The organism is Pantoea sp. App145 (assembly GCF_047947045.1).
In the GTDB taxonomy this organism is placed as follows: domain Bacteria; phylum Pseudomonadota; class Gammaproteobacteria; order Enterobacterales; family Enterobacteriaceae; genus Pantoea.
Genome location: NZ_CP133292.1, coordinates 351,737 through 365,309, shown reverse-complemented (window position 1 = coordinate 365,309; position 13,573 = coordinate 351,737). Strand labels below are relative to the sequence as shown.

Annotated in this window: 13 protein-coding genes and 3 pseudogenes; 7 read left to right on the top strand and 9 right to left on the bottom strand. The window is 51.6% G+C overall.

Annotation, left to right across the window (positions count from 1 at the left end):
• The first annotated feature begins 31 nt into the window (after positions 1-31).
• Positions 32-403, top strand: coding sequence for a helix-turn-helix domain-containing protein (locus RCF31_RS24695; protein ID WP_416413787.1), 372 nt, complete (start codon positions 32-34; stop codon positions 401-403).
• Positions 404-480: 77 nt separating this feature from the next.
• Here the strand turns inward: RCF31_RS24695 and RCF31_RS24690 are convergent.
• A pseudogene (locus RCF31_RS24690) lies at positions 481-1,221 on the bottom strand (IS110 family transposase); the annotation flags it as partial.
• A 282-nt stretch (positions 1,222-1,503) separates the two neighbouring features.
• Positions 1,504-2,745 (bottom strand): annotated as a pseudogene (locus tag RCF31_RS24685) (IS3 family transposase); the annotation flags it as partial.
• Positions 2,746-3,317: 572 nt separating this feature from the next.
• On the opposite strand from RCF31_RS24685, the gene RCF31_RS24680 reads away from it, so the two are divergent.
• Positions 3,318-3,593, top strand: coding sequence for a hypothetical protein (locus RCF31_RS24680; protein ID WP_416413950.1), 276 nt, complete (start codon positions 3,318-3,320; stop codon positions 3,591-3,593).
• Positions 3,594-3,697: 104 nt separating this feature from the next.
• Entirely contained in the window at positions 3,698-3,895 is a 198-nt protein-coding gene (locus RCF31_RS24675; RefSeq protein ID WP_416413949.1) for a hypothetical protein, read from the top strand.
• 148 nt (positions 3,896-4,043) lie between these two features.
• Here the strand turns inward: RCF31_RS24675 and RCF31_RS24670 are convergent, their stop codons facing one another.
• The 4 genes from RCF31_RS24670 to RCF31_RS24655 form a co-directional block, all read right to left on the bottom strand.
• On the bottom strand, positions 4,044-4,298 hold the full coding sequence (locus RCF31_RS24670) for a biofilm development regulator YmgB/AriR family protein (protein WP_416414171.1): 255 nt from the start codon (positions 4,296-4,298) through the stop codon (positions 4,044-4,046).
• Between the two features lie 139 nt (positions 4,299-4,437).
• Positions 4,438-4,707: a hypothetical protein gene (locus RCF31_RS24665; protein WP_416413948.1), complete on the bottom strand. Its 270-nt coding sequence runs from the start codon at positions 4,705-4,707 to the stop codon at positions 4,438-4,440.
• Between the two features lie 82 nt (positions 4,708-4,789).
• Positions 4,790-5,032, bottom strand: a complete 243-nt coding sequence (gene ycgZ / locus RCF31_RS24660) for a regulatory protein YcgZ (protein WP_416413947.1) — start codon at positions 5,030-5,032, stop codon at positions 4,790-4,792.
• A 290-nt stretch (positions 5,033-5,322) separates the two neighbouring features.
• Positions 5,323-5,631 carry a hypothetical protein gene (locus RCF31_RS24655; RefSeq protein ID WP_416413946.1) on the bottom strand — a complete coding sequence of 103 codons (309 nt, stop codon included), beginning with the start codon at positions 5,629-5,631 and terminating at the stop codon, positions 5,323-5,325.
• Positions 5,632-6,277: 646 nt separating this feature from the next.
• Between RCF31_RS24655 and RCF31_RS24650 the strand changes: the two genes are divergently transcribed.
• Both RCF31_RS24650 and RCF31_RS24645 read left to right on the top strand, forming a co-directional pair.
• Positions 6,278-6,517 (top strand): hypothetical protein, encoded by a 240-nt coding sequence (locus tag RCF31_RS24650; RefSeq protein WP_416413945.1) that lies wholly within the window; start codon positions 6,278-6,280, stop codon positions 6,515-6,517.
• A gap of 245 nt (positions 6,518-6,762) precedes the next feature.
• Positions 6,763-6,972, top strand: coding sequence for a CsbD family protein (locus RCF31_RS24645; protein WP_416413944.1), 210 nt, complete (start codon positions 6,763-6,765; stop codon positions 6,970-6,972).
• Between the two features lie 117 nt (positions 6,973-7,089).
• Here RCF31_RS24645 and RCF31_RS24640 read toward each other — a convergent pair whose 3' ends face one another.
• The gene (locus tag RCF31_RS24640; protein ID WP_416413943.1) at positions 7,090-8,262 is read right to left on the bottom strand and encodes a diguanylate phosphodiesterase; all 1,173 of its coding nucleotides are present in this window, start codon (positions 8,260-8,262) and stop codon (positions 7,090-7,092) included.
• Between the two features lie 322 nt (positions 8,263-8,584).
• On the opposite strand from RCF31_RS24640, the gene RCF31_RS24635 reads away from it, so the two are divergent.
• Both RCF31_RS24635 and RCF31_RS24630 read left to right on the top strand, forming a co-directional pair.
• Positions 8,585-8,857, top strand: a complete 273-nt coding sequence (locus RCF31_RS24635; protein ID WP_416413942.1) for a hypothetical protein — start codon at positions 8,585-8,587, stop codon at positions 8,855-8,857.
• A 259-nt stretch (positions 8,858-9,116) separates the two neighbouring features.
• Positions 9,117-10,151: an IS110 family transposase gene (locus RCF31_RS24630; protein WP_416413941.1), complete on the top strand. Its 1,035-nt coding sequence runs from the start codon at positions 9,117-9,119 to the stop codon at positions 10,149-10,151.
• 1,085 nt (positions 10,152-11,236) lie between these two features.
• Here the strand turns inward: RCF31_RS24630 and amyA are convergent.
• Together amyA and tnpA are read right to left on the bottom strand one after the other, a co-directional pair.
• Positions 11,237-12,715, bottom strand: coding sequence for an alpha-amylase (gene amyA, locus RCF31_RS24625; RefSeq protein ID WP_416413940.1), 1,479 nt, complete (start codon positions 12,713-12,715; stop codon positions 11,237-11,239).
• A gap of 305 nt (positions 12,716-13,020) precedes the next feature.
• Positions 13,021-13,392 (bottom strand): annotated as a pseudogene (gene tnpA / locus RCF31_RS24620) (IS200/IS605 family transposase).
• Between the last annotated feature and the right edge of the window lie 181 nt (positions 13,393-13,573).

Here is a 13,573-nt window from a genome sequence, read left to right as displayed (position 1 = left end):
AGGGAGGAAAAATGAGTCAGGAAAAAAAGTGATGACCCTGCAGGAGCAGCTGCGGGCTGACCTGATTGAAATGTATCTGGCAGGTGACATCACAGCGGCAGAAGCCGCGCAGTCAATGGAAGTCTCTCCCCGCCAGTGCCGGCGTCTGGTGAGTCGCTACCGCGAATCCGGCCGGGACGGCATGGTGGATCTGCGCCGGGGTAAACCCAGCAACTATCAGCTGAAAGAAGAGCTGAAGTCTCAGGTGGTGAAGCTTATCCGCACCCGCTGCCGCGGTATGAGTCCGACGGGCGCATGGCGGTTACTCAACGCGGGCTGCGGGCTGAGCATCTCAAAAGAAACCGTCAGGAAGCTGATGATTGCCGAGAAGACCTGGGTAGCCCATCCGAAAGACAAACTCTGACCAGCCAGACTCTGCCCATGCCAGAGATGACACTTTAACTTAGCCACTGAGACGACATCTTAATAATGGATAGACAAAGCGCTTTCGTATCCAATGGCATTACGTTTAATCAGCTCAGGCGCCAGCTCGTCGACAATTGCCGCAATCATGACATCCAGATCAGCGATTTCGTCATGTAACTCGAGATAGCGTCGGGCCAGAGATTTTAATGCAATGCGATAAACGTTCGTAACATTGCGGTATTCACTGGCATCTGGCCTCCAGGATCCCAGTGTTCTGATAAGCTGCATGCGCGTCATATTTCTGAGCTGTTCACGCAGTTCATCTGGCGCAGAGACAATATTGGAATGAATAATCTGGAGAGCGACTCTGCGGGCTGATATCGCTGTTTTTCGACAGGTTTTTAGCACCCGCAGAGACTCAATCATGCCGTCATGTGTTTTTGGCGTGACTGTCCGTATTCTCGCGAAGGCGGCATGAGCAGCGCACTCTGCATCAATCGTGTTGCTTTTACCACGCTTATGTCGCTCCATGCGGTCTGGTGTCGTTACCTCAAGCACTTCTACTCCGGCTTTGAGTAAATAACGCAGTAGTCCTGAGCCGTAGGTGCCTGTGCACTCAACACCAATTCGCTGTACTGAGCCAAAAGTGGCCATCCACGCCAGCATCTGGCGGTAGCCCTGTAGTGTTGTGGAGAAGTATTCCGTCCCGAGGACTTTGTTGTTTTGATTAACCACAGCGGCAACATGCAGCTCTTTATGCGTATCTACACCACCCACAATGGCAGAAGCAGTGGCGTCAGTATTTTCATCATTCATGGCTGGTCACCTGTCAGGACGGCATGATTGAATCCCCTGACTAATAACCCGGACAGGACAGTAAAGAGACACGCCGTCAGGCCCTTCTTGAGTCACGCGTACCGGTGAGGAGATGCCTCGCATGAAGATGCTTCCGGCAACCGACGAGTCCAGGGCAGGACACAAAAGGTCGATCGCTGTGTGAGTCAGGATGCGGGAAGTTCTTCACTGCATCAGTAATCACATCAATCTGCTCAGACAGCAAACAGCGCAAGGATGAAAACTGACACCGGCATTATTACTGTCGCTGTGTATCACCGGTCTTTCATGCTCTCTGAGCGTATCGATCGCATCATCCAGCATGGCATTCACCAGTTTTGCATCCGGCCGAGTTCCTATGGTCCAGCTCACCACTTTGCCATCAAAACAGTCGATGACTGGCGACAGATAGACCTTGCCGGCCGGAAGCTGGAACTCGGTTATATCGGTCAGCCACTTCTCATTTGGCCTGCAGGAGCGAAAATTTCTGGCGAGAAGATTTTCAGGTGCCTGACCGATTTCTCCGCAGTAAGCGCTGTATCGGCGACGCCCCGCACGCTTAACTATCAGCTGTTCTTCAGCCATCAGCCTGCGGACAACCTTTTCTGAGATGTACGTGTTGTTTTCACGCAGCATCGCGTGGAGACGCTGGTAACCATAGCAGCGGTAATTTCCCTCAAAGATCTTTGCTATGGTTATGCGTATTTACGCGTACTTGTCATGCAGACGAAGGCCCGCCTTGTGATAAAAATAGCAACTTCGTGCAAGCTGCAGAGCGCTGAGCAGTTCAGCAACGGGATAACTTTCCTTAAGGGCATCAACGGGTTGGGTTTTCTCCCTGTTCTTCAGGGTCAGGACGCTGATGCCCATGTCTTTTTTTATCGGTTCATTCGCTTTTGTCAGGATGTCACGTTCAAGTTGTAGCTGATGAACCTGCTGTTTCAGCTGCTTTATTTCATCGTGCAGTGCATCCTGCTGCTTATCCGGAGGAGCTGATTTACGTTTACGCATGGATTGATAAGCCTCATCATCGATCAGGTCTTTCTTCCATTTGTACAGGACCGGAACGCTGATACCTATCTTTTGTGCAACTTTAAGGGCTGTTCCACGGCGGGTGCAGAGCTCACGGACAGCCTGAGTTCTTTCTTCCTGGCTGAAGCATTTATGTGTGTTGGAGCGAATAATCAGGGGCCGCCGTCCCGGATAAATCTCTTCGATCCAGCTCTTGAGCACTTCGTTGCTGGGATAGCCAAAAGCGCGGCGCGTATAGGCCAGGCAACCGCCATGCGTAAGGTAATGCTCAACCGCAGCGACTTTCTGCGCGTGTGAATAGCGTTTTCTGGGTTTTAATTCCCTGGGTAAGTCGCCGTATTCCTCAAAAATCCGAACCCACCGACCAAGCTGTTTAACGGACGGGTAGCCCAACTCCCTGACAACAACTGTCAGCCTTTTTCCATATCTGAAATAAAGCTCCACAGCCCGGATACGATCTTCATATGAGTGCATGAATTATCTCCCGAAGGTCCAGGAATTCGTCCGTACCTCCGCCTATCTCAGGTGGTGCCGGATGTGTGCTGCGCGCCGCTGGAACGGACTGAATGTCCTGCACACGGTGGGGGAACGAATGAACAGTCCGGCGGCAACGTCTCTTCTCTGCGAGGCGGCCCGGTTAACATAAAGGCACGGCGTGCCCGGCACTGGACCGTGAAATCAACAGGAAAAGTGCGGGGGTGAGCAGAGAACGGCGTCAGGCGGTACGCCGCGCCGCACAGCAGGACTTTCAGAAAGGAAAAAACACCCGGGAGGTTAAACCGGGTGATGGAGCCATGCCGACTCAGGTGTCCAGTATTCCGTGTTGTAAAAAATAATGTCCGCCCGTGAGGGCTGGCTGCATTTAAACAGCTAATATCAGAGAGGATTGTTCAATATCCTCTCTGTATGGCTGTGTCTGTCTTTTTCCCCGGGGCGGGGATTTCCGGCCACCGGGCGGTGTTCAGCTTCCGCCCGGTGGCTACCTTTTCATGTCGCCCGTGTTTTATGGTAATCTGACAGCCCGAATCCACAGGCCGGACAGACCGATGACGATGAAAAACAGCCATGACGAAAAGATGACAGAAGTAATCATCGGCGAGGCCGTCTCTGAACTCCTGAGCGCGGGGATGGACATTTCATGGGCTGCTCTGCTGAATAAACTTCGCGCGGCGCTGAACGTGGAAACCGATGAGGACCGCCTCCGGGCAGTGGTCCGCGCCATTGATGAGGTCAGACGCGAGATGCTGATAGGCTCTGGCGGCCATAAAAGAAGTTATGACAGCACATCAGATCCTTTAGCCTCGCGCGGGAAACTCCACTGACCAGCCATATGCTCCGGGTGAACAGGACAGACTACCTCATGAGCTGACAGCACTGAGGTCATCTGTTATACTGTATATTAATACACCCCCCAGCCGGAGTTCATGTGAAAAATGACACCACTGCTGAAGATATCTATGCCGTTATAGGGACGGTTGTGGCGCGCCTTCTTAAGCCGGGACAGCATCTTACCCTTCACGATATCACGGCCGCCCTGCATCAGATGGGCGAGTCAGCCCCGGCACAGGATGTGCGCGATGCCTGTCGCCATGCTGTTCGCCTGCTCGCCCGCCAGATGCACTGACCCCTGTAAAAATACTCACGTACTGGTACACACCGCGGACAGATGTCAGAAGCCCCTCCAGCACTGAACTGATATCATCGCCGGGAGAAATTCATCAGGTTCCCGCCAGACACCGCTGCCGCACAAGATGTCCTGCGGAGGCAGCAGGTCAGAAACCTTCGTCGTCCGGCGTGCGTCCGACCACGATTTCCAGCGTGCTGCGCAGCACGTCAAGCATTACCACGTCAGACGTGCTCTCTATTTCGGCAATCAGATACAGGATGATGGCCTTGCTGGTCACTTTCCGGCCGTGCACCACTATGTCGCGAATGACGGCATCCAGTACGGCGGTTTCAGCCGCCAGCTTATCGCCTCCGCTGCGGAAATGATCAATGAGTTCTGTTTCAGGTGTGTTCTGCTGCATGCTGTTATCCAATGCCCGCGCCACTGCAGGTAACTGAGCCGGAAAAATCCGCGTGAAATAAAAAACGGCCATCCGGAGATGACCGCATCCTGCGGGTTCCTTCCCGCTTTCCGCCTGTGCCGGAAAGTTGTCCTGTCGCTTAATGCTTTTTGGTATCCGGCCTGACCGGTATCGCGAAAGCATGCACTGATGTGCCCTGCCGATCCTGAGCACCTGCCGGGACAGCCTGCACTTCCGCAACGGCGCGCTGCAGGGCCGTCAGCCGTCCGGGATCTGACTCACGCGACATCATATTGCTGAGTTGCCGCGCCAGTGCCTCTGCGCTGATGGCATCATCTTCTGCCAGCATGACCGTGACGGCTTCGCCGATAACGATATCCGTCAGTCTTTCAGCTTTATCTCTCTGCATAACCGCTTCTCTGATGCATATGCCGTCTCGGGGCAAAAAAACCAGGCTGCCGCTCCGTGGGGCCCTCAGAAACACTTAAGACTCAGCGCCCAAACAGCAGACCGATAAGCTCATGATAGTGCTGTTCTTCTTCCGGGCTGGCTGCTACCTCGAGGCGGCGGATCAATTTTGAGCATACGGCCTTGCGGTTCAGGTTGTTTCCTGCACGAAGGATTTCCACGACAATCTGCCCGAGCGTTTCCTGCTGTGACGGCTGTGGCAGCTTACTGAAATAGTGGGCAATGTCGCTGGCCGTGTCCGGATATTTCGTAACGTTCTGACGCATGGCGAACCTCTCAAGTGATTAAAATATAGTCGGCTCTCGCTTAAGGTAAAGTTATACAAACAAAATAAACTTGTACAGTAATTTTGTTAAACTCGCGTTTATGCTGTTTTGCAAAAAGTGCTTGTTGATGCTTAACAGTAAATTAGGTGAGTATTAGCAGGCAGATAATGCGGGTGTACAGGTATGAGTGGCAGTGAGAAAGATGTACAGGGTGCACACGGGCGGGTCTGCACCCTGAAACGGACATCATGGAGCAGGTTGCGGTTGCACCGGCACGCACGATATGAGGGTTATCGTTCATCGTCGTCTTCCGGGCGGAGGCGGATAACATCCGTGCTGTGTTTCCCGCCGTCATCCGGCCCCGCTACCGTCAGCCAGTGCAGTACCGCCTGATCACGGCGGCCCGGCTGCATAAATTCCCTGAGCCAGCGCCGGGCGTCTGCAATCTGTGCAAGTCTGTCCTCGCCGGATTCGCTTTCTGCCATCTGGCTGAGCTCTGCGATGAGGGAACTGACGCTGATTTCTTTCTTACCGAGAGCCAGGTTCACCGCTGCTTCACCAATAATAACGTGACCTTTCTCATCGTCGTGAAATAACACGGTATATCCTCCATTGACGAAAAATGATAATTACATTTTAGTATTTAACAGTCATCTTTCAATAAGATCCAGATCCCTGCCACCATTTCTTAGATTAAATCAATGAAATACCCCTGAAAAAAACAATAAGTCACAGACAAGGAAATATATATGCCGTAAATAACTTCCCGGCTGGATTAGGAAAAATATTAATATGTATTCAGCCTTTACGGAGGCCGCTTCCCGACACATTCCCGCTCATGAAAACCTGTCCCTGTCCGGCCTGTCATTCTCCGGTCAGATTATGCGCTCCCGGCCTGCCGCGGGGCGATAAGGGATCCAAAATTGTGCTTATATGAGGCCCAACGGACAGGCTCTCCGGTTATCGTATACCTGGCCCGCGCTATATATTACCCGGTAAACATCACGATATTCCGGATTCAGCAAGGGCATCAGACTGAATTAATTCAGGCGGTGGGGAAAATTCTTTCGGTATTTATTTTCATACAGCATGTATCCCCCGTATGCTTCCTTTTTCCGTATCCGGTCCGGGATACATATTTTTACCTCTGACAGCCGCAGCCACCTCCCCGGTCACTCATTTCTGTACAGGGACCCGCATATCGGTTACTTTGCATCCGGACAATTATCACCCTTCAGGAATTTTATGCGTCAGGACGGTTTTCCCCCAGACAGACAGGCCGGACTTTCCGGCTGCTTCAGCAGGGTGACTCACCCCCGCCAGACGGAAATTCTCGGGGCGATCGCCGTGGAAATTCTCCGGCAGAACAGGAAAATCACGCGTATCACCGTCTGCCTGAAACTTATCGGCCGGCTTGATGCGGCCGGGGATGAAGCAGATGCCGGGCACCTGCGCGAACTTATCGGTATGCTGTTCAGGAAATGACCGGGCAGAACATCGCAGTGGCCGGACATTTTTCCTGTAAAAACCTCAACCTGACATGTCATTTATCCCTCCCTGCATACTGCCTTATGGCACAGAATGGTTTAAAACACCCCTGTTTTCAGTCTGATTCGCTGTTATTCATGCATATTCTGTTATTTATGCCATCATTAAAACCAACGCTGGTCATGGAGATGTTGACCGGCATACCGCCCATCAGGGCATGCGCAGCATGAAGGAGAAATGTTATGAATGAAGATCGCATCGGCGGTAACTGGAAACAGTTCAAGGGTAAGGTGAAGGAAAAGTGGGGGGATCTCACTGATGATGATCTGACCGTCGTTGAAGGCAAACGTGATCAGCTGGTTGGTAAAATTCAGGAACGGTATGGTTACGAAAAAGACCGGGCTGAAAAAGAAGTCAAAGAGTGGGAAGATTCAGGCAAATACCACTGGTAACCCTCCGGTGTGCGTTGCCGGATTTACCCGTTTCCGGCAACGCTGCTGTATTATCTGTGTGCTCCGGTACTGAGAAGCCTTTTCACCGACCTGAGTGCAGTCCGGAAGGACGACTTTTCATCCCGCTTCCCGATATTCCGGCCATGCGACTGCCGTTCCGTTAGCTGTGAACAGGCTGCCCTGAAAGTTAATCACACCGGCTGCCTCAAGCCACATCCATTCCTCAGCACATGCAATGCCTGCTGCGATAACCGTAATCTCCAGCGCGGAGCAGCACCGAATAATTGACTGCACGACCGCCTGTCGGGGACCGCTGAGATGAATATCCCGTATAATCGCCGAATCAATGCGTATCCTGTCGGGCTGAATTCGGGTCAGGACTGAAAGTCCGGCAGAGCCGTCACCGAAGTTATCAATGGACAGCCCGATACCTGACGCTTTCAGCTGTCTGACCGCCGCAGAGAACGCATCAACATCCGGGATGACCTGTGTCTCGCTGAGCCCGATGATAATCTGTTCCGGCACGAGCGCTGCCTGGCGGATTTCCTCTATGAGGATCCGGACAGCATCGGGAACTGCAACCAGTGTCATGGGCAACAGGCTGACATACACCGGCAGATGCTCCGGACAGGTCTTCCCTGCCTGAACCAGCACGCGTCTCACGGCATTCAGGTCGGCGATATGCACGCCCGGTTCTGAAACCTGCTCATCAGGGCGGTCCACCGGGACTGCTTCCAGCGCGGTAACCTTCCTGCCCAGCGGATCGATAACCGGATGAAAAACCACGCCATGACCGGCAGGCTGCAAATCATTTTCTCCCGTCCTGTCGGGAATGAAATCCCAGCTCCCGGCAGGCGGAACCTCAAAGTAGTTTTCTTTTTCACGGGCTTCCACAAACGTCCTCAGGAACTGAAGCCCCCTGTCGTCATAAGTCAGCCGGTATCTGGAGGTTCCCCGGTCAAGCACGGCCTGCAGCAGCGAGGCTCTGTCATGGTCGCGCAAATCAAAAAGCTCCATGCCGGCATTACCGAACCGGCGGGAAGGGGCATAGTCCCGCATCAGCTCCACAATATTGTGGTGACGTCTGTCTGCCCGGATACGTTCATAAACTGCGAGGACACCTTCCTCAGGGCCTTCCAGTATCTGGAAAAAATGGGTGCCGTTGAACAGCAGGATCCCCGTGACGTGATGAGAAGCATTAAGCGCGCTGGCTTTTCCGACCATACCCGGAAGGATGCTGATGGGAACATCATCCGCGATGTGGCTGCGGTAAATAACGGTTGTAAGCATACTGTCTCCGGTAATGAATATGCGTGATTGCAGGAGGGGCGGGGTAACAGGGCACAGGACGTCGTCAGGTGTGATGTCATGATGAGTCTAACAGCTGCCGGAGTTTGTGTGAGCATAACTTCATAATTCATTGAAACATCTTAACTCACTCCCGTTATCTTCCCGGGCATTTTTACCTTCCGCGCCAGGTCCGCACAGCTGGAGATTTGAAGGTATAGTGCCGGATTCTTACGCTTAAGTCACAAAGTGCACAATATTTAACCTGGTTAATAATTACTGACATAAACTATCAGGTACCCAACACCGGGTTATGTAGGTATTTATGTCTGAACGTAATAAAAAAAATGGTAATGATGGCAAAGACTCCAGCCACAGCAAAATGCCGGGCGACAACAAAACCCGGACAGAAGCAGTGATGTCGCCAGGCAGAAAGAAAGAAAATGACAGTCAGGAAGGCAGTTATATCAGAACGTCCTTTCACGGATGCAGAGCGCCTCATCCGGATGATGAAGTAAACGTTCCGGGCCATGAAGACGGTGTCCCCGCCGGAGGTAACGACACTCCGCCAGACAGAGGAGCACCGCCTCTCATTTAACCCCGCTGGCAGCCCCCCTGAGCCATGTATCCGGTTCAGGGGAGCATTTCCCCGTCCCCGGGCGACACGAAACCGTGTCAGCAGCATTGAACGTACAAATCCCACGCTACACTCTGAGGCGCCCGGGGCATATCACATCCTAAGACGTGCTTAACTGCGGGTTATGCGTAAGCGATGAGATGGTCTTCCCCCTCCTTCACGGCAGCATGTTATTTCGCCATGATGGATAGAATTTATCCAGATAAAATAGAGGGGCACCATGTCTGCACTGACAATTACCGGGATCGACCTGGCCAAAACAAAGTTTTATCTCTTCAATATCAACGAATATGGAAAACCAACAGAAAAGCTCAAACTCACACGGATCCAACTGCTCCACTGGATTGCGCAAAAGCCTCAAATGACAGTCGCTATGGAAGCATGTAGTGCTTCTCATCACTGGGCCCGTGAAATAAAGAAACTTGGTCATCAGGTTGTTTTGCTTCCGGCTCAGCATGTTAAGGTTAAGGCTTACCAGCGACGTCAGAAAAATGATTATAACGACGCACAGGCCACTGCTGAGGCCTGTCAGCATGGGACAATACGGCCGGTACCTGTAAAGACACTCGAACAACAGGATCTGCAGACTTTCTTAAAAATGCGCCAGTTGGTTTCAATGGAAAGGACGCAACTGATAAATCATGTTCGTGGACTTCTTGCTGAATACGGCATTGTACTAAATAAAGGTGCGACTGAGTTGCGCCAAAAGCTACCAGAGCTTCTCGAGAATGCGGACAATGGACTCACTGATGTAATGAGAGCATTACTGCACTGGCAGCTTATCCGGCTGATAGCCCTGGGAGACGAGCTGGAATGGTATAATTCTGAGCAGCAAAAATATGTCCGTCATGACCCTGTCTGCCAACGCCTCCTGGAGATACCCGGATTCGGTCCACTGGTCAGCCAGGCAATAAAGAGCTGGATGGGCGATGGTAAGCAGTTTAATCGTGGAAGAGACGCTTCAGCAGCGCTTGGGCTGGTACCCCGTCAGTTCAGTACCGGTGGTAAGCAGGTTCTGCTGGGAATAACCAAGCGGGGGAACCACTGGGTCCGCTCCATGCTGATATATGGATTAAGAGCAGTCCTCTTCAGAACCGGTGGGAAAACGGATCCGCTCAGCGTGTGGGTAAACCGCATCCGGGAAAAACGCGGATTTAACCGGGCTGTCGTGGCTCTTGCAAACAAACTTCTGCGAATTGCATGGGTGATTATTGCCCGTCATGAAGTGTATTCGCCGATAATGGCGAAAAATTAACAGTAATTATTCGGCTGTGAAACTTACCCTGAAATTGCGAAGAATGCATAAACGATGAAAAACAGGTCAGACCGGCGTTCCGAAAACCTGCAATATGTGACAGGTCCGCTCAGGCCGTGTAAGCGATAAGGACGGAATGCGCGAATGTCTCATCGGGGCCAGAAGCGAGAGCTTCATCAACAGGCCGGATATACGAAAGCAAACCTGTCACTTTCACCATAGCTGCAGTCTTGCAATACGGGGGAAGACCATATACGTCACATATAGACCGTATTATCGCTCACTCAGAGTGTGTATCAGCTCAGACTTAAACTAACAGTCTGCCTTGAGCGCAGGCTGTGTGAAAATCGGCTTAGCTCAAAGCAATAACCGAATGCGAGCCAAAACAAGCTTGTCGAATGTCTCAGGGCGTGAAGCGGACAGAGGCTTAATGTCATAAATGACATTTCTAACTCAACCTCACCATTGTGAAGTGTGTAAAAAAGCAAGAAGAAAAACTCCGCTGGCGGTAAGCCGAATTCGGTTAAAGCCTCCGTTACGGGAGTTTTACCGAACGACGCAGCAGAGGAACCGGCGCGGCCTGCCCTCTATATCTGATATATCTCCCACCTGAGTGAGGCACAACATGTAGTATTCAGTGCCGCAGTGGGCCGCATTCGGTAGAATTGGGGTTTTACCTAATTCGGCAAAAGAAGGCCCGGCACCCGGCCTATTTGTTACGGAACGATTTTACAAAGATAACCCTCTCAAAACCTGCAGCACGAGTTTTTTACAGCGCGGGGAGCGCATCAGGATGGGCTGGTAACTTCACCCTCTCCTCCTGAAAGCGCATTATCTGTGCTGAAGTGAGCGCTGTACTGCGGACGGTTGCCACCATTTTCAACACGGCAACCGCCAGTTCACCTGCGTATCGTCAAACGTGCCCAGAAAAAAATCATCCAGCTAAGTCAGGTCGAGCAGCGTTTCGTTAACATCAAATACCAGCAGCGTGGTCTCTTTCATTATTATCTGCGCACCTCTCATCAGAAAACCTGTTGCTACAGAGTACAACTCGCGGGCTGCCAGAGGCGCCGTCCGCACGGATATCAATCAATGACCCAGACGCTGACGCTGCCGCCGTTGCAGGTGAATACCGCTTCACCCTGTTCATTGGTGGTGATCGTCTCGTCGCGATTACCAAGGAAATCGCGCCAGTTTTTGCCAGCGTAATTTTCTCCCAGCGTCAGCGTTTTCTCTCCATAGTCGCCGTTAGACATGATCACCACGCAGCCTGGCTCATCTTCAGTGCCGCTGCGGCTGAACGCGATGCAGTTGGGATGATCAAACCACAGCGTCTGCACCCCGTGTGCAAAACGCTGGCGCGCAATCATCAGACGATCGAGCTTATCAATCACCGGCATCTCAACCTTATGCGTTTCACCATCGCTTCCGAAGTCCTCATAGCTGGCACCATAGAGATCCGGATAGAACACGCACGGCACACCGTTTTCGCGCAGTAAAATCAGCGCATAGGCGAGCGGCTTGAACCAGGCTTCAACCGGCGCTTCAAGCGCCTGCAGCGGCTGAGTATCGTGGTTGGCAACGATAGTGACGACGTGGAACGGATCGGCTTCTACCAGCGTGCCGGAGAAAATCTGGCTCAAGTCGTAGCTGCTGCCCTGTTCAGAGGCTTCGTGAAACTTCATATGCAGTGGCGCATCGAACAGCAGCGTTTTACCTTCAACCTGATTGATATACTGTTGCAGTTTATCCAGCTCAAACGACCAGTACTCCGCCACGATAAACAGCGGCTTTTTAGAGACCTCCTGTACATGGTCAATCCACTCTTTATAGAACCAGGCAGGAATATGTTTAACCGCATCCAGGCGGAATCCGTCGCATTGGGTGGTTTCCATCATCCAGCGCGCCCAGTACTTGATCTCTTCCGTCGCCGAGCGGTTGCGGAAATCGATATTGGACCCCATCAGATAATCAAAATTACCCAGTTCATTATCAACCTGGTCGTTCCAGCCCTCACCGGTATAGTCGTTCACAATCTTGAACACGCCGTCTTCATCGGGATTTTCGATGTGATCAACGCCGCTAAAGCACTTATAGTCCCAGATAAACTTTGAATACTTTCCGGCGCGAACCGGGAAGGTGTAGCGCGTCCAAGCATCACACTCCACCACCTCTTCGTGGATTTGTGAGCGATCCTGCTCGTCGACCCGGTTTACCAGAATGCGTTCTTTCTCATCCGCGCCCATTTTGTGGTTAACCACCACATCCATCAGTACCGCAATCTGATGCTGATGGAGCGCGTCAATCGCCGTATGCAGCTGCGCTTTATCACCATATTTAGTGGCAAAGTTGCCTTTCTGATCAAACTCACCCAGGTCAAACAGATCGTAAGTGTCATAGCCGACTGAACTGCCGCCTGAAGCGCCTTTATATGCCGGTGGCAACCAGATCATATTGATACCAAATTCGCTCATATGCGCGGCCCGATCGGCCAGCTCAGGCCAGAGCTGGCCGCCTTCGGGGTAATACCAGTGAAATGCCTGTAACAGGGTTGGATTTTTCATTGCCGGGCTCCGTTTATAGTCAAAAGAATTATGGAGCGGGAATGGAAAAGTGCGCGAATATTAAACGGTCACCGCACTTTTTGCTGTTGCAACAGCAGGACCGGCACGGGATGTGCGTTGCTTTTTAAAATAGGTCAGCCGCTTTGCAGCCGCATAATTTTATTTATGCTTACCCTCCCTGATGCCTTCCATTTACTTATGCGGAACGCACATAATCCGATATTTCTCCTCCTGTTCACCATTCCGTTTGCGGAAAGTCCCTTCCTTTTAGAAAGGGGATACAGAGCAAAGCCCACGGAAGCGAGCTAATGATGGCGATTCTGTTGCTCAATATACCGCTTTAGCACTTCAAGGGGCGCACCGCCCACGCTACCAGCAAAATATGATGGCGACTAAAGCGCGTCCGATGTCCACGCTGGTTTATGTAGTTCGGAGAAATGCAATTTCATCTTGCGGCTACTAACCCCTTTCAGCTATTAACCAGTTTGCTAATCGCCATTTTCGGCGGGAAGTTTATCAACATATGGATGTGATCTTGTTCGCCGTTAAACTCCGCTAATTCAACCTCAAATTGTGCGCAGACTACGCGCATAATTTATTCCATTTTCGCTAAGTGGTATTCTTCAAAATACCTGCCCGCAATACTTTGTTAAAAAAACCAAGTGGGCGTGAAGCATGAAAACGCAATGCCTGCCCGTTCTAAAATCCGGATTCTAAAATTTGACTTCAGAGCTGGAGTTGCTACTGAATCACTTACTTTATGGCAATTTTTGCTGTGTCAGAATGACATTTCTTTAGATGAATAGGGAAGACAAATCCTTTCCACGATTTTATCCAACTTTTCACGTCAAAATGGCT